We start from the raw sequence: 19,098 nt of genomic DNA, 5'->3' as shown, positions 1-19,098 counted from the left end.
TAAATTTGCAAAGATACAATATGGTCATTAGCTAAAAGATTAATTAGTATTATTCTAAAATAGGCCCCTATTTTTTCACACTATTTTTAGAGTATTTATTTTTTTATATATTTGAACTTCTATAAAACAAGAAGCCTATAGCCTAAAATTACTTTTGAAGTTAGAAAAAATTAACAAAATCCTATGCTCTTTTAGCAATAGGACCCCAATTTTAACCCACAAAAGTAAGGCTTATGATACAGGTACTTGAAGATTCCCAACTTGTTAAGGATTATATGAGCGGTAATGAAAGAGCCATTGAGGTTCTTATAAACCGTCACAATGCGCGCTTAACAGGTTTCATTTATTCCAAAGTTGGAGACCGTGAATTAACAGAAGATATTTTCCAGGACACCTTTATGAAGGTTATTCGTACGCTTAAACGAGGTGCCTATAACGAGGAAGGTAAATTTTTACCTTGGGTAATGCGCATAGCTCACAACCTTATCATTGACCATTTTAGAAAAAGTAATAGAATGCCTATGTTCGATGGAACAGATTCTTTTAATGTTTTTTCATTGATGGGTGATGAAAAACTAAATGCCGAAAAACAATTAATCAAAGATCAGATTGATTCAGATTTGGCAAGAATGATAAAAGAATTGCCGGAAGATCAACAAGAGGTTTTACAAATGCGTCTTTATAAGGATATGAGCTTTAAGGAAATCTCAGAGAATACAGGTGTCAGTATTAATACCGCTCTTGGAAGAATGCGTTATGCATTAATCAATCTTAGAAAACTTGTTGAGGCCAATAGTATAGTTTTAACGAATTAATTGGTAAAAGGTCGAGTGGATCTACTATATTTAAATCCTTGGCGTTCTTTTATAGAACCAACAATACGGAAGAATATGGAGAAAATTTACCAGACCAAGAAGAACCAATGCAAGTTAGTATCGGCAAAGCCAGAAACTATTAAGTTTTTATTAGATTATTCAAAATCTTTAAAGGTTACCGAGGCCAAGGGTATCCAATTTGAGAGTAACTTGAATTAACAATTACTTTATCATATAAAAGAACCTCAAGGATTTTTCCTTGGGGTTTTTGTATTTTATCGATGACTTCAACAAGTATAAGCTATTACAACTGGACTTAAAAATTACTCACTTTAAATTTAGGCTCAGCTAACTTATAAAATATCCAATTATTGTACTGGAAAATAGGTTTTCGGTGTTTCACATCATAAAAAGACGTTTTTACAACATACTTTTTCCTACAGGAAGTGTTTTATCTAGTTTTATATCAGAAATGAATGACTAATTACAATTATTAACCAAAATCAGGATCCCCACCCTGTCACCTAATGAAAATAACTAATATGGAATTACAGATCGAAGATTCAGAACTAGTAAGAGATTATATCAGTGGCGACGAAAAAGCCTTGGAAATTCTTATCAATAGACATAATCAGCGTATTACCAGCTTTATTTATTCCAAGGTATTGGACCGGGATATTACTGAGGATATTTTTCAAGATACCTTTATTAAGGTAATTAAAACCCTTAAAAGGGGCAGGTATAGTGAGGAAGGTAAATTTTTACCATGGGTTATGCGTATTTCCCATAACCTTATAATAGATCACTTTAGAAAGAACAAAAGAATGCCGATGTTCGAGGGGAATGACGATTTTAATATTTTTTCTGTAATAGGTGACGATAAATTAAATGCAGAAAAGCAATTGATCAAGGACCAAATTGATACTGATCTTAGGGAATTAATCGAAGAATTACCGGATGACCAAAAAGAAGTTTTGTTAATGCGCATCTATAAGGACATGAGCTTTAAGGAAATTTCTGAAAACACGGGAGTAAGTATAAATACGGCACTTGGGAGAATGAGATATGCCCTTATTAATTTGAGAAAAATCATTGAAAAAAACAACATTGTTCTCACGAACTAACTAGAGAGATAATACAATAAACAATATTTCTATTTGAGTTACGTTAATTTAATGTAACAACATTGGAAATATGGAAAAAATTTACTCTAATTATCAAGAACAAACCGAGTTTAAGAAAGTATGTCCTAAAACAATCAACTTTTTATTAAGTTTTTCTAAGGCCCTATATGACGTTAAATATAAAGACTTGGAGTTTGAAACCTTTTTAAACTAAAAAATATAGACCCGCTTAGCGGGTCTTTTTTTTGCGATAATATTCGGCCAGAACGGTCTTTCTCCCTATGGTTTTGGTAATTATGTCCTTTTCCAGGTTCCATCCTCTAGCAGGTGAGTAATCCCTTCCGTACCAAATTATCTGTAAGTGTAATTCGTTCCATAAATCCTTGGGAAACAATCTTTTTGCATCCTTTTCCGTCTGTACTACATTTTTTCCATTTGAAAAGCCCCACCGGTACATCAATCTGTGGATATGGGTATCCACTGGGAAAGCCGGAATTCCAAAAGCTTGTGAAACCACAACACTAGCTGTTTTATGGCCAACTGCAGGTAGTTCTTCCAACAAACTCATGTCTTTTGGAACTTCACCATTATATTTTTCAATTAAAATCTTGGATAGCCCGTGAATTCCTTTCGATTTCATGGGAGATAAACCAACCGGTCTAATAATTTCCCGTATTTCTTCCACGCTCAATTTTACCATATCGAAGGGGTTATCTGCCCGTTTAAAAAGTAAAGGTGTTATTTTGTTTACACGAACGTCCGTACTTTGGGCGGACATTAGTACCGCGATCAAAAGCGTGTAGGGGTCCTTGTGCTCAAGGGGAATCGGAATTTCAGGATAAAATTCTTGTAATTTGGAAATTACGAAAGATACTTTTTCTGCCTTCGTCATTATTTGTTTAATTTTACAATTAGAATATTGAACAAAATAAAAAATTGACTATGAATACTTTAAAAGTAGGGGATAAGATCCCGGAATTTTCAGCCAATGATCAAGATGGCAATACTATTAATTTATCGGATTACTCCGGTAAGAAATTAATTGTTTTTTTCTATCCTAAGGCAAATACTCCGGGTTGTACAGCCGAGGCTTGTAATTTAAGGGATAATTACAAAGCGCTTCAAGATGCCGGTTACGAACTTCTTGGAATAAGTGCTGATTCTCAGAAAAAGCAGTTGAACTTTAAAAACAAATATGATTTTCCATTCCCATTATTGGCGGATGAAGATCATACCGTATTGAATATTTTTGGTGTTTGGGGTCCTAAGAAATTTATGGGAAGGGAATATGATGGTATACACAGAAAAACTTTTGTTATAAATGAGCAAGGAGAGGTGAGCAAGGTAATCGATAAAGTAAAAACCAAGGACCATGCGGCCCAGCTATTAGATTGAAAACAAAACCCCTTAATTAAGGGGTTTTGTTTTATTTCAGCTTTTCTGTTTCCTTTTCTTCTTTTTCCTCTTTTTGTTGGGCTTCTTCCTCTAATTTCTTTTTTGTGAAAAGGTTTTTATCTTTTATTATTTCCGCAATTCCTTCTGGTAACATTTCCTCCCATCCGTCTTCCCCGTTCATGATTTTTCTAAGCACGTCCCTTGAAAATATGTTCATTATTTCTGGTTCGTAATCAATGATGTCCATTACCTTTCCATTGTACTTGAAGAATTTATAAAGTTCCTTCATTCTTGGATGGACTTTTACATTGTTGCTGGTCATTACTTGTCCCGTATCAGGATTCTTCATAGGATAGAGGTAGACCTGTAAATCCTTGAAAAATAACTTTCCAAATGCCTCCAAAATACCTCCACTCAAATGACGATAGTATTTTTCGTCAAAAATATCTATAAGGTTATTTACCCCCATGGTAAGTCCTATCCTATTCTTGGTATAGTTGTTGAAATACTCTACTAGCTTATAGTATTCTTGGAATTTGGAGATCATTACCGAATGCCCTAATGAACATAGAAGTTCCGCCCTGCCCATAAAATCTTCTTCATCGATTTCTCCAGAAGCCTTTAAATTGGACAAGGTGATTTCAAAAATCACGATACTATTGTCTTGGTCAACCTGGGGGTCTCTAATGAAAATATCATAGGATTTTTCAAACATATCCAAATTAACCTTCGTTACAGGTCTAAAACTACCTCTAAGGGCCAAAATATTCTTCTTGTACAATACCGCTGCAGGTAAAAGGTTATTACCGTCCGGACCGAACATAACAGCGTCTGTCATGTCATTTCGAATCAATTGTAGACTCATCAATCGGTTATCGACCTCCTTAAAATTCGGACCTGAAAAATTGATCATATCAATTTCCAGAGTATCCTTATCAATATGGTCATACAAATACTTCAGCATTTTCTTAGGCTTATGGTACTTATAGAAAGCTCCGTAAATGAGGTTAACTCCTAAGATACCCAAGGTTTCTTGCTGTAGCCTCGCTTCGTTTTGTTTAAACCGGACATGCAAAACAATTTCATCTAATTCCTCTTGTCCAGGATCCAACTGGTATCTAATACCTACCCAACCATGACCTTTGTATCGTTTTGAAAAATCTATGGTAGCAACGGTATTTGCATAAGAAAAGAATACTCTATTCGGATGCTTTTTTCGGCTAATTCGTTCCTTCATTAACTGCATTTCATATTGCAGCATGGTCTTTAATCTAGCTTGGGTAACATAGCGCCCGTCTCTTTCAATACCATAGATGGCATCACTAAAATCTTTATCATAGGCACTCATTGCCTTCGCAATGGTTCCTGATGCCCCGCCAGACCTAAAAAAGTGACGAGCGGTTTCCTGCCCAGCTCCAATTTCTGCGAAAGTACCGTAGATATCTGGATTTAAGTTTATTCTTAAAGTTTTGGCTTTAATCGATGGGATATTCTCGAAGACACTTTCTCTCTTTAAAACTGAGGCCATTCTTGTAGTTTGTTTGTAACAAAGTTATAAAGAAAGGGCAACCTAATAGCCAATACCAATAAAAAAATGCCTTAAGTTATGTTAATGATGGCAAAGTGTACTTCAATTCATGACGCTTCCTTGATTTTACAGCTTTATTTTTGTTAAATAAGAAGTAAATTTGAGTTTTATGGAAGAAGGTTTAAAGGTTACATTTTTAGGGACGGGAACCTCCCAAGGCATTCCAATTATTGGGAGTACACACCCCGTTTGTTTAAGTAATGATCCAAGGGACAAAAGATTAAGGGTGTCCGTATTGGTATCATGGGGAGAATTTAATTTCGTTATCGATTGTGGCCCCGACTTTAGACAGCAAATGCTTACAAATCAAGTAAGAAGATTAGATGGCGTACTTTTTACCCATGAGCATTCAGATCATACCGCCGGAATCGACGATATTCGACCCTTTTTCTTTAGACAAGGGGATATTCCCATTTATGCCCATAAAAGAGTAGTAAAATCTTTGAAAAAAAGATTCGATTATATTTTTGAAGAGAAAGATAAATACCCTGGAGCTCCATCGGTGGATATTAATTTAGTAGAAACGGGTAAAACTTTGGAATTAGGTGGACGCATAGTTACGCCCATTGAAGTTATGCACAATAGATTAAAGGTATTTGGATATAGATTCGGCGGGTTTACCTACTTGACCGATGTTAAATCTGTTGATGAAAAGGAATTGGAAAAAATTACGGGAACTAAGGTGTTGGTTGTGAATGCATTGCGAATAGAACCCCACCATTCACACTTCAATTTGGAGGAAGCTATAGCTTTTGTAAACAAAGTAAAACCTGAAAAAGCCTATTTTACACACATAAGTCATTTATTGGGTTTCCATGAAGAGGTGGAAAGGAGTCTTCCGAATGATGTACATTTGGCCTATGATAACCTAACGATTCAAATTTAGTTTATGAAGAAAAATATCTATTTGTACCTTTTTATTTTTGCTGCATTAATTGGTTTATATCTGGCTGTTAGCGGTAGCAAAATGGCTGATGCAAATATTAAAAGAATTCAAAGTTTGGAAACAAAGGTGGAAAATCTAAAAGATACTTTGCAACAGGCCGAACTTCGGATTTTGGAAATGCAATATTTTTCGTTGGAAAATAATGATGATGCATTGGCCTATTATGAACATTTAGATTTAGATAATCCAACGCGATACATATCCGATAAATTGTTGGAAACCAATGAGGCCAAGGGAGATAACCCGTTGGTCCCTTATGAGGGTATGCAAAACGATTTTAAAATCAATAAAATAAAAGTTTTAAACCATAAATGGATTCTAGCGGATTTTTCAGATGGTAAGTATTGGGGAGAATTATTGATTCGCTATGAATTAAAAGATGATTTGGGTGCTGATTTTACTTTAATGGATCATCTTCTTTACACGCGAAGTAATTAACTATTATCCCCTAACCACTTTTTAAATGAATGGAAGTTTTGAGGTGCTACTCCATGACCCACCGGAAACTCCTCAAAAATATTCTTTATCCCTAATTTGTTGAGCAATTCTGGAGCTTTTTGCGCCCATTCTATGGGAATAACTTGGTCCACTTGCCCATGAGAAGCATAAATGCGCAATTCTTCATGGTTTTTTTCTTTGTAGTTATCGACCAATATCTTTTCGTTGATATAACCACTCATGGCGATAACTCTCTTTATCTTCTCTGGGTAGGAGAGCGCCACGGCATAACTGAGAATAGTTCCCTGACTAAATCCAAGTAAGGTTATTTCATGGGTATTGAGATGATAAACTTCACAGGCTTCTTCGATAAAATTTATAATTTTTTCACGGGATTCTATGGCTTGCTCATCATCGCTCCATTTCCCTTTTTCATTATCAAAATTTATGGCATACCATGCATAACCAAAAGGCTGCAAAGTGTATGGCGCCCGTACCGAAATTATACATAATTCTTCGGGTAGTTCTTGGGCAAATGAATATAAGTCTTCCTCATTGCTTCCATAACCGTGGAGCATAAATAAAACTGGGGGTTTTCCTTCGGTAAGGGATGATGGTTTTATAATATGTTCTAAAGATAAGGGGGCAGTTGTCATTTTATTATTGTATAAAGGTGAACCATTTTTGAAAATAGCTGCCTATTACTGGAATAAGTTGTTTTTTAGTGTTGAGCGCTCCAAGGAATCCGTAAAACCAAAGTATTATATAACATACGTATAGTCCATATAGTCCATATTGATTATACCAAACACTGGAAAACAAAGCAAACGCGTGAAACAGCAGGTGTATGCCAAATGCCTGTCTGGTATGGAATCTGGCAAAATCATGTTTTGGTTCCGTGTTCATAGTAATGGCTATGATGGCACCCACTATGGTCAGATAGGCAATTATAGCTGTATTTTTTCCGGGAACCACTTCCTCTGTCATAACTCTAATTAGCTATTTAAATAAATTTGATTGTTGGCTATTACTCCCAAAGCCAAACCTTTTAATTTTTGGTTTAGGAACAGACTGTTCTTTGAACTACTTACTACATGTTCTTCGGTAAAAGTAAGTTCCGTTTTAGGATCGAACAAGGTTAAATTGGCTTTGGCGCCCTCCTTAAAATCGGGTTCTTCCAATCCAAAGGTTTTTCGTCCCCTGGTTAGAATTTCTATAGACTCCTCCGTACCAAAAATTTCATTTAAGACCCCAAAACTACTCTCAAGACCTATGCTCCCATATTCGGCATTATCAAACTCGACCTTTTTTAGCTCAATATTTAAAGGTGTATGGTCCGAGGTTACAAAATCCACCGTACCGTTTTTAACACCCTTGATCAACTCCTTGGAATCGTTGTTAGTTCTGAGCGGAGGCAAAACCTTATAATTAGTATCAAATTCCTCCAAGACCTCATCGGTCAGCATCAAATTATGCACAGCAACGCTACAGGTTACATTCAATCCTTTTTTCTTGGCCACTGCAATGAGCTTAACAGAATTTCCACTGCTTATTGTAGGGATGTGTAATTTTCCGCCGGTATACTCCAAAATAAATAAATCCCTAGAAATTTGAAGTTCCTCGGCCATGGCAGGAATCCCTTTTAACCCTAATTGGGTGCTTACTATACCTTCATTTACATTTCCTTTACCGGCTATATAATTATCCATTGGAAAAGAGAGCACAGTCCCCTGAAAACCTTGGGCATATTGCAATGCTATTTTTAGCAAATTGGGATTGGAAACAGCGTGTTTAAAATCATAGAACCCCACAGCCCCTGCATTTTTCATGTCGTAAAGTTCGGCCAGTGTTTCGCCCTTTCCATTTACGGTTAGGTTACCAAAAGGGTGCAAATTGGTAATTTGACCTTCCCCAGAGTTTTTTAGAAAAACGATATCGGAGCTACTATCGGGTAAAGGAAAACTGCTAGGGTTCAATAACACAGCGGTAAATCCACTACTTGAAGCAGTTTTAAGCCCATTATCAATGGTCTCCCTTTCTTCGAAACCGGGTTCTCCAAAACTTACACCTGTATCTATCCACCCTAAGGAAACGTGAAGATTCTTATGTGTTACAATTTTAGTTTTTGATGGAGCATCTATCGTAGAAGCTATTTTTTCAATTACCCCGTTCTTAATTAAAATATCTCTTTTCTTAAGATGAAATTCTTTTGTTTTTGAATTTATAATCTTGGCTGATTTTAAAAGTATATTCATTTAAGAGTTATTTAAAAAACCTTTGAAGTGCAGTTTCCACGAGTACAAAAACCAATGCTAAAATAGCAAACCATTTCCAAAATTCATGGATACGGTTCGATTTTTGAACGTCTTGGAAAAAATTGAGAATGGAGTCGAAAACATTTATGGTTTCAACATTGCTTAAATCCATATACCTTAAGTTACTTTCTTCTCGATTGTAATTAAAGCTAATATTTGCGAGAGCTTCCTGATCATTTATAATTTGATAAATTCCGTCTTCCGTAGGATTTTCTTCAAAAATCAAACTAACTTTTTTTGGTAAAGACCTTTGTTGGGGAATAAATTCGTAGTCGTTTTTAGTAACCTTTAAAATGTTATCCTTCGATAGGGAAACAGGAATTTCCATTTCTTCATAGGTCCCTAATATATGGTATAATTTGGGTAGTTTTAAGCTAAGCTGCGCGATGTTATAAAATGTAGGCACAATGAGTGGTGAATTCTTAAAATTAGAATTTTCCTTGTTTATGGACGAGGTAAAAAAATAAGCATCCTCATTTCCGATTAAGAAAGGCTTATTATTTTGAAACGAAAGAGCAACGCCACCATCTGTCTCCATTTCATAATAACTGTTTACTTCTGGATATTGAAAATTAGTAACGTTCTTATTAAAAACATTATAAAATATCGGGTGTTCAAAGGCTATTTCAGAAATAGCAGCTTGCTGCAACGAAGGTTCTTTATAACTTGTATTAAAATAAGTGGAGCTTAATCTATTGTAAGAGGAGATTTCAATGTTTTCCGAAGGTACCACGGCAATGGTACCTCCGTTTTTAGTGAATTCGTTAATAGTTGTCGTAAGGCCTGTTGGAATTTGATTGAGTTCATTTAAAATAATCAAATTATATTGCTCTATACTTCCATAATTAACTTGATTCAAAGGAGTGATGTCAATATCGAATTCATTTTCCTTATATATTCTTCTTAAATGAGAAGTGTCATCATCGGATATTACCAAGACCTTTATTTTATCTGGTGTGTCGAGATTAAAATAAAACTCGTTATCGTAGGGTAGGCCTTTGTCCGCAATTACCACTCTGCCCATGAGCGGTTCATTGGCCGGAACCGAAAAAGTAACTGTAGCTTTAGTACCCGCATTGAAGGGTGCAGCCGTTTTGGCAATTAGTTGGTCTTCATTATAAAGTGAGACCGCATGTGATTCCAGATTCGTATTGGAAGAAAGTTGGGCAGTTAGCTCAACCACCTCGTTGTTTGCGTTTGATATAAAAACAGAATCAATTGAAACATTGTTAAGCTCCAGGGGTTTCTGCTTTATAAAAAAAAGTTCCGAATCATTAATGGAAGGAAAAGGACCCATGGTCTCCTGAAAATCCGATATTAAAATTGTTCTTTTCAAAGCCCTTTGATCATTGCTGAAAAACGTAGAACTTTTTAAGATTACTTGATCTAAATTCAATTGATTGATGCTCGGAGAGAGATTAATAAGTTCATTCTGAATATCTTCAATTTCTACTTCTTCATAGACCTTGTCGTTGGTGAAGAGGGTGAAGTTGTTGTTCTTAGAAATACTCCGAATAAATTCCTGAACCGTATTTTGAAGGAGTGTTCCATTCTCCGTTTTTCCTTGCATACTAAACGAATTATCCAAATAGAACACTGTTTCTTGGTTTCTTAGTGCATTTTCATTTGCACTGAAGGGTTGTGCAAACGCAAGTATTAAACTTGTAAAAATGCCTAATCTGGCTAGCAAAATCAGCCATTTTTTTAGGATACTACTCTTTCTCGATTCAGAGACTACTTTTTTCAACAACTTTACGTTGGTAAAAGGTGTTTTTTTAAACCTGCGAAGTTGAAAAAGATGAATAATTATGGGAATGATAAGTAGGAGAAGGGCCCAAAGAAGTTCTGGATATTTAAACTGCATTCCTTTTTAAGATTGCCCAAAGATACTTATTTTGTATTTAGATCGAAGAGGGTGATTGTTTTATTCTTGATTATGTATTGGAGTTTCAAATTTAACAAAAGAAGAAATAGTCGGCCATATGGAACATGTCCTTTTTTTGAAAGTAGGATCTTATTTCCCGCTGAGCATTTTCATTTGCAACCGTGATAATGCTTTGGGAGTTTTCCATGGTTTCCAATACTTGGAAAGAAAGCATTTCCTTACCATAGATATTTTTTCCAATTTTATTTGGGTTGTCACAGATCCATTCAAAATCAATTCCTTTCTTTAGTAAAGATTTTGCTATTTTTTTACCTTTATTACCTGCGCCCCAAACTACCAATGGTCGGGTGTGAACATAATCCAGTTTTAAAAAATAGTGCAGTTTTATGTCCAGGAAGTAGTTTTGTGCATAAAGCTCACTGGTCCGGGAGGTACGATAATCATAATCCCTCCAAAGTAGCAAAACTTGTTCACATGGAATTACATTTAAACCTTTTTCATAAAAACGAAATGTAAGGTCATAATCCTCAGGATATCTGTCAGGTTGAAAGCCTCCACAGTTCTCAAAATCTGTTCTATGGACCATCCAGCAAGGGGAGGGGATGACACATTCCTTATAGATTTCGTCATAATTTTTACCTTCGGCCGTTAATTTATTCAACCATTTCTCATAGCGATCATAGCCATTACTTATTCCCCGGGAAGAAAAATATTTTACTTGTCCTACGGCAACATGCCCGCTACCATTTTTTTTTAGCGAAACAACCATGGTTTCCAATCGGTTAGGCGTCATCATATCATCCGAATCCATTCTTGTGATTAATGTACCTCGGGACTCGGCATAGCCAGTTCTTAGTGCTGCGATAACTCCTTTTCCGGAATTGAACAAAACTTTGATCCTCGAATCCTTACGTGAAAACTCTTCGACTATTTCTAAGCTTTCATCTTTGGAATGGTCATCTACCGAAATAACCTCCCAATGGGTATAAGATTGATTAAGAATTGAAGATAGGCACTCATTTAAATATTCTGAGGTGTTTTTAAAGGGTATAAGAATGCTAACCAAGGCACTTTCCATAATGGCAATTTAGGTAAATATGTTGTTCTTTATCATTATACAATTATGCTTTTTTAGAATCATGATTTGTTAATATTCAAATAGAAAAATTTGAATGTGCTAGCCATAAGTTTTTATGTTATCCTAAACTTCCAATCATTCGTAACCTCTGTATATAGGATATAGTAATAAATGTTTGTCTCTTATTGCTCGAAAAACTGTCTTAAGGCGGAATAAAACGAAGTGATTTCATTAAAACTTGATTTACAACGCTATTTCAGTATTACACAACATAGTTTTGTCCATGTGATTTTCTAGGTCAAAATTGCAATACAATACAGAAAAATGGGCAATAATCAATTATTTGTGGTTCTAATACTTTTTGCTGCAATGACAGTTGTGGCACAAAAAGTGCCCCCCGTTGCCATTGATGATGTCTATAACATAGGTTTTCAAACCCCCAGGGTAGTGAACGGTCTAAATGGTGTATTGTTCAACGACACGGATGCTAACGCAGGTACAACGTTGCAGGTGAGAACAACTCCTTTAAGCGGCCCCGGCTCGGGTAGCTTATCCCTACTGGCTAATGGTGGACTTACATACACACCAAACAATGGATTTGTAGGGACGGATAGTTTTACTTATCAAGTTTGTGATGACGGTTCTCCAAATAATATTGTTTCGAGATTTGATTTTGACGATCCGGACCTAACCTTAGCAACTGTTGGACCTAATGCTACATCGATTAATCCATCAGCAGCGCAAACGGGTTGTGGTACTTATTTTCCATCGGGATCTGGTGGTTCCACAGGTTTTGATATTAACATTCCCAATACCGGTGGCATCTTCGATTTTACGAGTTTCACGGTGTCTTTTGAATACGAAGATCAGGAAAGTACGGCAGATATAATTACAGGTGGTAACTTAAGGGTATACCACATCTCTGGTAATAATATAGGTCTCCGAGTAGATGTCATCAATGGCACTACTGGATTACCGGATTCATTTACTATTAATTTGGGTAGTTTCGTTTCGGGTAGTGTGCCTTATGTTATTAATTACGATGAAATAACCGGTAATGTTACTTTTTCGGCCAATGGGGCAACGACCGTTTTTCCTTTGGCACCTGAGTACTCCCCTTTGAACACGGGCCTTGCTACAGATGTACTCTTAGGTAAGTTTATGGACGGTAGTGGTTCTGCTCGGCCCTCGCTTTGTAGTATGGAATTTATCGATAATAGCCATTTATGCGATAGTGCCATAGTTACCCTAAATGTGGCTGCAACGGTCATTACAAATAGAGGAATTACCTATAGGATAAAAGCAAACTGACCTGTCCAATAATTTGTTTATTTTTTCTTCTAAAGGTTTTTGAAATGCATAGTCAAGTTATAGCATAAAAAGGCCTTTTATAAATCTGGATAATACCTTTTCGTGATATAGTGACCACTTAAGTAACCTCCCAACATGCGTTGGCCTTGTAATTATTGAGGATTAGTACTCTGGTAAATAATCAGATGTTTTTTGAATAGAATAAGAATACCAACCAAAACGCTTTCCACATCGGCAGTCTGCGAAAATACATATAACATGGCCATCATGGATATTAATAGAGCATGAATTATCATTGGACTATGAAAATACTTTAGCAATTATAATAGAAAAGTTTTTAAAAGATAGAAAAAGCTTTCTATATTTGCACCCGCTTAGGAGGAATGGCAGAGTGGTCGAATGCGGCAGTCTTGAAAACTGTTGAGGGTCACACCTCCGGGGGTTCGAATCCCTCTTCCTCCGCGAAAAAAACCCGTAACAAATGTTACGGGTTTTTTATTTCCAATTTTTTTCCACTCCAAATCAGCGAAATTCATAAAGCAAGTTCACGAATTGAAATTCAATTATAGGGAGAAAGAATAATACCAATTCAAGAAAATTAAAGGTCTTAGATTTTGCTTTTTCCAAGTACTTATGTTAAGGCATGTTAAATAAAGCACAACTTTTTTTAAAAAAACGGTTTTAGATCTAGCTTTGGGAGACCAGAAATAACAAACTACCATCTTTACCTATGAAAATAAAATATTTAATATATGGTCTACTTATTGTTGGCGTTGGCGGCTTAGTCATATACCGAATCAACACGAATTCAAAAATAGGTAAGTCAGTAAATGCTTCGAATCTTTCCTCAATTACTTCAGTTCGAGGTGTGGTTTTAAAGCCAAGGAAATTTAATGACAATATTTCCCTTTCTGGAACATTGGAGGCCAATGAACAAATTGAGATAAGAAGCGAGGTTTCCGGTATTGTTCAAAGTATAAACTTTCAAGAGGGAAGTAACGTTTCAAAAGGACAAGTACTTTTTAAAGTTGACGATATTGAATTACAGGCACAACTTTCCAAGGCAAAAACTGCACAAAAATTAGCGTCGGAAAATGAGAGAAGGGCCCAATTATTACTGGATAAACAAGCCATAAGCCAAGAGGAATATGACATAGCCAGTGCAGATTTTGAATCTGCACGTGCAGAGTCATCCCTAATTTCCGCCCAGTTATCAAAAACCATGGTCAGGGCTCCGTTTTCTGGAACAATAGGCCTTCGTTCCATTTCAGAAGGAACCTATATAACTCCATTAACTCCTGTCGCGAAACTAGTAAATACTAATAAATTAAAAATAACCTTTTCTATACCTGAGAAATATGCTTCACAAATAAAGAAGGGTTCTAGTCTTAGCTTTAGGACGTCGGACAATTCCAAGGAACATATGGCAACTATATATGCCATAGAGCCTGAGGTTGAGATTGCCACGAGAACCTTAAAAATGAGAGCAGTGGCAGATAATTCTGACGGTACGCTATATCCTGGGGCATACGCCAATGTAGTATTGCCTTTACAGACCGTGAACGATGCCTTGTTGGTTCCTTCGGAAGCTTTGATTCCTGTTCAAAATGGCAAGAAAATCTTTGTTGCCGAAAATGGAAAGGCTAAAGAAATCGATGTTGAAATAGGAGCACGTACGGGTTCGGAAGTTCGTATTTTAAAAGGTTTGAATGCTGGTGATACGGTTTTGACCTATGGGGTTATGGCTTTAAAAAATGGAGCACCTGTTTCCATAGAAATTGAAGAATCACCAAACTACAAACCTGCTGAATAATGAATTTATCAACTTTAAGCATAAAACGGCCGGTACTTACTATAGTTATGAATGTAACTATTGTATTGTTTGGTGTAATTGGGTACACTTATCTGGGAATCAGAGAGTTCCCATCTATTGACCCGGCACAAGTCTCCGTAAGGACCAGTTACTCCGGTGCGAATGCAGATATAATCGAATCACAGATAACCGAGCCTTTGGAGAAAGCCATCAACTCTATTGACGGTATTAGAAATATTACCTCGTCGAGTGTGCAGGGTTCAAGCTCCATAAGTATCGAGTTTAATCTTGATAAAAATTTAGAGGATGCCGCGAATGACGTGAGGGATAAGGTTTCACAAGCAGTACGAAGTCTACCGGATGATCTTGATGCTCCGCCCGTAGTATCAAAATCCGATGCGGATGCACAAAGAATTTTGTCCATGACCGTTCAAAGTGATGACAAGAATATCCTTGAGCTTTCTGATTATGCTGAAAATGTAATTACCCCTCGAATAGAAACCATTCCGGGTGTAAGTAGTGTTCAAATTTGGGGACAGCGAAGATACGCCATGCGTTTGTGGATAGACCCGCTAAAATTGGCTTCTTATAGCCTTACAGTGGCCGATGTCCGTACTGCACTTTTGGCTCAAAACGTGGAATTACCCTCGGGAAAACTGACAGGTGATAATACGGAGTTAGCGGTTAAAACTATAGGTAACCTACAAACGGAAGAGCAATTCAATAATATTATCATCATGGCCGACGGTGAAAAGCTAGTTCGCCTAAATGATATTGGTAATGCTTCGCTCGAAGGTGAAAATATGGAGACCAAGATGAGCGATTCCGGTCAGCCAATGGTCGCTACGGCGGTTATACCGCAACCAGGTACCAATTACCTTGAAATCGCCGATGCATTCTACAGGGAATATGAAAAGCTAAAAAGGGACCTTCCGGAAGGCTTCAAACTTAATGTTGTTATAGACGACACGGTTTTCGTAAAACGTGCTGTCACTGAGGTTGGGGAGACCCTCCTCATTTCAATCGTACTGGTTATCCTTGTTATTTATCTTTTCTTTAGAAATTGGTCCATGGCACTAAGACCTCTGATTGACATTCCTGTTTCCTTGATTGCAACGTTCTTTATTATGTGGTTGTTTGGATTTTCAATTAACGTTCTCACCTTATTAGCGATTGTTTTGGCCACGGGACTTGTCGTAGATGATGGTATTGTAGTTACTGAAAATATTTATAAAAAGGTGGAGGAGGGTATGAGTCCCATTGAGGCCGCAATTAAAGGCTCCAATGAGATATTCTTCGCGGTAATATCTATCTCCATTACTTTGGCAGCTGTATTTCTTCCTGTCATCTTTTTGGAAGGTTTTGTAGGCAGGTTATTCCGTGAATTCGGTGTGGTTTTGGGCGCGGCCGTTTTGGTCTCGGCTTTTGTATCTCTTTCGTTAACGCCTATGTTGAACGCTTACCTTATAAAACCCGGGAAGCAAAAACAATCTAAGTTTTATCATTTTACGGAGAAATATTTCCTAAAAATGAATGAGGCCTATGCAGAATCCTTAAGAAGTTTTATGGGAAGGAAATGGCTAAGTTTTCCAATTTTAATTGGTTGTTTAGGCCTTATTGCTTTGTTTTATACCCTATTGCCAAAGGAAACTGCTCCTTACGACGACCGAAGTTTTGTGCGTTTAAACGTAACTGCTCCGGAAGGTTCTTCCTATGAGTACATGAACCGTTTAATGACAGATATAACCGAATTGATCAATGATTCCATACCCGAAAAAAAGGTGAGCTTGGTACTTACTTCTCCCGGTTTTGGTTCTTCCTCCGTGAATAGTGGAAGGGCAAATGTAGCCTTGGTGGAACCAAGTGAAAGGGAACGTAGTCAACATGAAATTGCCCAGAATTTGGGGAGATGGGCAAAGGCCTATGTTGGTGGAAAATCCAATGTTTCGGAAAGGCCCACGATTTCCGTCAATAGAAGGGGGGGACCTCCGATTCAGTTTATTATCCAGGCACAGAATTTTGATAAGTTAAAGGAGAGCATTCCTAAATTTATGGCTGAAGCAGAGAAGGACGAAACATTCTCCTTTGTGGATGTAAACCTAAAATTCGATAAACCGGAAATTTATGTAAACATAAATAGGGAAAAAGCGGAAAGCTTAGGTGTTTCCGTTCTTGACGTAGCCCAAACATTACAGCTATCCCTCAGTGGTCAAAGATTTGGTTATTTTTTGATGAACGGCAAACAATACCAAGTAATTGGTCAGTTTGATAAAAAAGATAGGGATGCACCAATGGATTTAACGTCCATATTCGTTAAAAATAATGATGGCCTCCTGATTCAGTTAGACAATTTGGTAGAAACTGTGGAGCATAGTAGTCCTCCCCAATTGTATCATAACAATAGATATATGTCTGCTACGGTTTCGGCTAATCTTGCACCTGGAAAAACGATAAATGACGGTATCGATGCAATGGAAGCTATCAAGGCGAAAGTTTTGGATGATACATTTACAACAGATTTGGGTGGAGAATCCCGTGATTTTGTGGAAAGTAGCTCCAATACCCTATTTGCATTTGGCCTTGCCCTTTTATTGATATTTTTGATTTTGGCCGCCCAGTTCGAAAGTTTTATTGACCCATTCATAATTATTCTTACCGTTCCAATGGCAGTTGCGGGCGCTATGTTCTCTCTATGGTTGTTTGGTCAGTCTTGGAATATATTCAGTCAGATTGGTACCATTATGTTAATTGGTCTGGTTACCAAGAATGGCATATTGATCGTTGAATTTGCCAATCAGCTCAGGGAACAAGGTATGTCCAAGCATAAGGCAATTTTCAAGGCATCGGAATCGAGGTTACGACCTATATTAATGACAAGTTTAACCATTGCTTTGGGTGCTTTACCCATAGCCTTGTCGCTTGGAGCGGCCTCAACGAGCAGAATAGGCATGGGTGTAGTTATTATTGGAGGTACCATGTTTTCATTGATTTTAACTCTTTTCATTATTCCTGCCCTATACTATTTATGGTCAAGGGAGAAGGTGGAAAGACCTGAGTTTAAAGTTTTAGAAAGTTATTAAAATGCCAAACCGAACCCCGATTATCTTTTCTCTTCTTGTTTTCAACGTCGCACTTATTTTCTGTCAGGAAGTTTTAACGATAGACAATACCGTTAAACAGGCGTTGGAAAATAATTTCCAGATCATTACAGCTTCTAACAATTTAAAAATAGATGAATACGGTATAAGTCCGGGTTATGCGGGTATGTTACCTTCCCTGGAGGCAAGTATAACGGATAACAATAGGACCCTCTACCTTTCCCAAACACGTTTGGATGGTACGGTACAGGAACGTAACAATGCTATAAATAACAGTCTTAATTATGGGGTTGCCTTGGATTGGACTTTGTTTGATGGTTTACGGATGTTTGCGAACTATGAGCAATTAAAGGAAAACCAAAAGTTGGGAGATGCGGAGTTGAAACAAGTAATTCTTACCACAGTGGGTGAAGTAATGATTACCTACTACGACCTGGTACAGCAGAAGCAACAATTGTCCGCATTGGATAGTACAATTCTAATTTCAAAACAGCGCGTAGAATTGGCCCAAAATAGATTTACAATAGGAAAAGCCTCTAAATTGGAAGTTTTGAACGCTAAAGTTGATTTGAACACGGACGAAACGTTGATGCAACGCCAAAAGGAACTTTATGTAAACACGAAAATTGAATTGAACCGACAACTAGCTCGGGATTTGCAAATTGATTTTGACGTGGCGCCTGAAATTTTTGTAGATGAAACCTTATTGTTGGACAACCTGCAATCCATGGTTGTTAGTCAAAACCCTCAGTTATTGGTGTCTGAAATTAACAAACGAATTTCGGAACTCGAATTAAAACAGATCAAGGCAGCAAGATTTCCCACCATTTTTGCCACAACAGGTTATAATTTTAGCCAATCAGAATCAAGTTTGGGGTTCACTACTTCCTCGTATTCAAGAGGATTTAATTATGGATTTGGGGCTACTTTAAATTTATTCGATGGATTAAATCAAAATAGAAACGAGAAGATTGGAAAGTTGGAGATAGAAAATTCGGAGGTGGCCATTGCACAACAAAAACAAGAACTATTGGCAATGCTCGGAACAACCTACCAAACCTATTTGACCAATATCAGCCTAATCGAATTGGAAGGTAATAATGAATCGATTGCCAAGGAGAACTTGGATATTACCGTTGAAAAATATAGAATAGGTATTATACCCACTATAGAATTTAGAACAGCTCAATTAAATTATATTAACGCCAAGGTCCGATTTAGTAATGCCAAGTTTCAAGCCAAGGTGTCCGAAATAATACTTAAGCAATTGGCGGGAAATTTGGTCATTTAAT

At 36.9% G+C, this 19,098-nt stretch carries 16 protein-coding genes and 1 tRNA gene; 10 read left to right on the top strand and 7 right to left on the bottom strand.

Annotated elements, in window-relative coordinates; genetic code table 11:
• Window positions 1-233 precede the first annotated feature (233 nt).
• On the top strand, window positions 234-815 hold the full coding sequence (locus PP182_RS13400; protein ID WP_272651773.1) for a sigma-70 family RNA polymerase sigma factor: 582 nt from the start codon (window positions 234-236) through the stop codon (window positions 813-815).
• A gap of 542 nt (window positions 816-1,357) precedes the next feature.
• A complete protein-coding gene (locus tag PP182_RS13395) occupies window positions 1,358-1,939 on the top strand; it encodes an RNA polymerase sigma factor (RefSeq protein WP_272651772.1) in 582 nt (193 codons plus the stop codon).
• A gap of 229 nt (window positions 1,940-2,168) precedes the next feature.
• Here the strand turns inward: PP182_RS13395 and PP182_RS13390 are convergent, their stop codons facing one another.
• Window positions 2,169-2,831, bottom strand: coding sequence for an endonuclease III domain-containing protein (locus PP182_RS13390; RefSeq protein ID WP_272651771.1), 663 nt, complete (start codon window positions 2,829-2,831; stop codon window positions 2,169-2,171).
• A gap of 50 nt (window positions 2,832-2,881) precedes the next feature.
• On the opposite strand from PP182_RS13390, the gene bcp reads away from it, so the two are divergent.
• Window positions 2,882-3,334 (top strand): thioredoxin-dependent thiol peroxidase, encoded by a 453-nt coding sequence (gene bcp, locus PP182_RS13385; RefSeq protein ID WP_272651770.1) that lies wholly within the window; start codon window positions 2,882-2,884, stop codon window positions 3,332-3,334.
• A gap of 31 nt (window positions 3,335-3,365) precedes the next feature.
• On the opposite strand, the gene PP182_RS13380 is transcribed toward bcp, so the two are convergent.
• On the bottom strand, window positions 3,366-4,862 hold the full coding sequence (locus tag PP182_RS13380; protein WP_272651769.1) for a TonB-dependent receptor: 1,497 nt from the start codon (window positions 4,860-4,862) through the stop codon (window positions 3,366-3,368).
• Window positions 4,863-5,031: 169 nt separating this feature from the next.
• On the opposite strand from PP182_RS13380, the gene PP182_RS13375 reads away from it, so the two are divergent.
• Window positions 5,032-5,808 carry an MBL fold metallo-hydrolase gene (locus PP182_RS13375; protein ID WP_272651768.1) on the top strand — a complete coding sequence of 259 codons (777 nt, stop codon included), beginning with the start codon at window positions 5,032-5,034 and terminating at the stop codon, window positions 5,806-5,808.
• 3 nt (window positions 5,809-5,811) lie between these two features.
• Window positions 5,812-6,306 carry a hydrolase gene (locus PP182_RS13370; protein ID WP_272651767.1) on the top strand — a complete coding sequence of 165 codons (495 nt, stop codon included), beginning with the start codon at window positions 5,812-5,814 and terminating at the stop codon, window positions 6,304-6,306.
• Here the strand turns inward: PP182_RS13370 and PP182_RS13365 are convergent.
• The 5 genes from PP182_RS13365 to PP182_RS13345 all read right to left on the bottom strand — a co-directional run bounded on the left by PP182_RS13365 (window position 6,303) and on the right by PP182_RS13345 (window position 11,584).
• Window positions 6,303-6,962 carry an alpha/beta hydrolase gene (locus tag PP182_RS13365; protein ID WP_272651766.1) on the bottom strand — a complete coding sequence of 220 codons (660 nt, stop codon included), beginning with the start codon at window positions 6,960-6,962 and terminating at the stop codon, window positions 6,303-6,305. The two genes, PP182_RS13370 and PP182_RS13365, sit on opposite strands and share 4 nt — an antisense overlap.
• Before the next feature lie 4 nt (window positions 6,963-6,966).
• Window positions 6,967-7,293, bottom strand: a complete 327-nt coding sequence (locus tag PP182_RS13360; protein ID WP_272651765.1) for a hypothetical protein — start codon at window positions 7,291-7,293, stop codon at window positions 6,967-6,969.
• Window positions 7,294-7,301: 8 nt separating this feature from the next.
• Window positions 7,302-8,561, bottom strand: a complete 1,260-nt coding sequence (locus PP182_RS13355) for a dihydroorotase (RefSeq protein ID WP_272651764.1) — start codon at window positions 8,559-8,561, stop codon at window positions 7,302-7,304.
• 7 nt (window positions 8,562-8,568) lie between these two features.
• Window positions 8,569-10,485, bottom strand: coding sequence for a vWA domain-containing protein (locus PP182_RS13350; RefSeq protein ID WP_272651763.1), 1,917 nt, complete (start codon window positions 10,483-10,485; stop codon window positions 8,569-8,571).
• Window positions 10,486-10,576: 91 nt separating this feature from the next.
• Entirely contained in the window at window positions 10,577-11,584 is a 1,008-nt protein-coding gene (locus tag PP182_RS13345) for a glycosyltransferase (RefSeq protein WP_272651762.1), read from the bottom strand.
• 324 nt (window positions 11,585-11,908) lie between these two features.
• Here PP182_RS13345 and PP182_RS13340 point away from each other — a divergent pair, with 324 nt between their 5' ends.
• The 5 genes from PP182_RS13340 (at window position 11,909) to PP182_RS13320 (ending at window position 19,097) form a co-directional block, all read left to right on the top strand.
• Window positions 11,909-12,895 carry an Ig-like domain-containing protein gene (locus PP182_RS13340; protein WP_272651761.1) on the top strand — a complete coding sequence of 329 codons (987 nt, stop codon included), beginning with the start codon at window positions 11,909-11,911 and terminating at the stop codon, window positions 12,893-12,895.
• Window positions 12,896-13,272: 377 nt separating this feature from the next.
• A tRNA-Ser gene (locus PP182_RS13335) sits at window positions 13,273-13,357 on the top strand.
• A gap of 268 nt (window positions 13,358-13,625) precedes the next feature.
• Window positions 13,626-14,708 carry an efflux RND transporter periplasmic adaptor subunit gene (locus PP182_RS13330; protein WP_272651760.1) on the top strand — a complete coding sequence of 361 codons (1,083 nt, stop codon included), beginning with the start codon at window positions 13,626-13,628 and terminating at the stop codon, window positions 14,706-14,708.
• Window positions 14,708-17,788 (top strand): efflux RND transporter permease subunit, encoded by a 3,081-nt coding sequence (locus PP182_RS13325; protein ID WP_272651759.1) that lies wholly within the window; start codon window positions 14,708-14,710, stop codon window positions 17,786-17,788. The genes PP182_RS13330 and PP182_RS13325 overlap by 1 nt, the downstream gene beginning before the upstream one ends.
• A gap of 1 nt (window position 17,789) precedes the next feature.
• On the top strand, window positions 17,790-19,097 hold the full coding sequence (locus tag PP182_RS13320) for a TolC family protein (protein WP_272651758.1): 1,308 nt from the start codon (window positions 17,790-17,792) through the stop codon (window positions 19,095-19,097).
• Window position 19,098 lies beyond the last annotated feature (1 nt).

The sequence above is a fragment of the Maribacter sp. PR1 genome (genome assembly GCF_028464145.1).
Classification (GTDB): Bacteria; Bacteroidota; Bacteroidia; order Flavobacteriales; family Flavobacteriaceae; genus Maribacter.
The sequence above is the reverse complement of the archived record's forward strand: the minus strand, read 5'-3'. Positions and strand labels throughout refer to the sequence as shown.

Excerpts from the sequence above, each read along its gene's own strand:
- PP182_RS13345 (WP_272651762.1), bottom strand. The coding sequence starts at position 11,584 with ATGGAAAGTGCCTTGGTTAGCATTCTTATACCCTTTAAAAACACCTCA.
- bcp (WP_272651770.1), top strand. The coding sequence starts at position 2,882 with ATGAATACTTTAAAAGTAGGGGATAAGATCCCGGAATTTTCAGCCAAT.
- PP182_RS13355 (WP_272651764.1), bottom strand. The coding sequence starts at position 8,561 with ATGAATATACTTTTAAAATCAGCCAAGATTATAAATTCAAAAACAAAA.
- PP182_RS13380 (WP_272651769.1), bottom strand. The coding sequence starts at position 4,862 with ATGGCCTCAGTTTTAAAGAGAGAAAGTGTCTTCGAGAATATCCCATCG.
- PP182_RS13350 (WP_272651763.1), bottom strand. The coding sequence starts at position 10,485 with ATGCAGTTTAAATATCCAGAACTTCTTTGGGCCCTTCTCCTACTTATC.
- PP182_RS13360 (WP_272651765.1), bottom strand. The coding sequence starts at position 7,293 with ATGACAGAGGAAGTGGTTCCCGGAAAAAATACAGCTATAATTGCCTAT.
- PP182_RS13325 (WP_272651759.1), top strand. The coding sequence starts at position 14,708 with ATGAATTTATCAACTTTAAGCATAAAACGGCCGGTACTTACTATAGTT.
- PP182_RS13375 (WP_272651768.1), top strand. The coding sequence starts at position 5,032 with ATGGAAGAAGGTTTAAAGGTTACATTTTTAGGGACGGGAACCTCCCAA.
- PP182_RS13365 (WP_272651766.1), bottom strand. The coding sequence starts at position 6,962 with ATGACAACTGCCCCCTTATCTTTAGAACATATTATAAAACCATCATCC.
- PP182_RS13340 (WP_272651761.1), top strand. The coding sequence starts at position 11,909 with ATGGGCAATAATCAATTATTTGTGGTTCTAATACTTTTTGCTGCAATG.
- PP182_RS13400 (WP_272651773.1), top strand. The coding sequence starts at position 234 with ATGATACAGGTACTTGAAGATTCCCAACTTGTTAAGGATTATATGAGC.
- PP182_RS13330 (WP_272651760.1), top strand. The coding sequence starts at position 13,626 with ATGAAAATAAAATATTTAATATATGGTCTACTTATTGTTGGCGTTGGC.
- PP182_RS13320 (WP_272651758.1), top strand. The coding sequence starts at position 17,790 with ATGCCAAACCGAACCCCGATTATCTTTTCTCTTCTTGTTTTCAACGTC.
- PP182_RS13370 (WP_272651767.1), top strand. The coding sequence starts at position 5,812 with ATGAAGAAAAATATCTATTTGTACCTTTTTATTTTTGCTGCATTAATT.
- PP182_RS13395 (WP_272651772.1), top strand. The coding sequence starts at position 1,358 with ATGGAATTACAGATCGAAGATTCAGAACTAGTAAGAGATTATATCAGT.
- PP182_RS13390 (WP_272651771.1), bottom strand. The coding sequence starts at position 2,831 with ATGACGAAGGCAGAAAAAGTATCTTTCGTAATTTCCAAATTACAAGAA.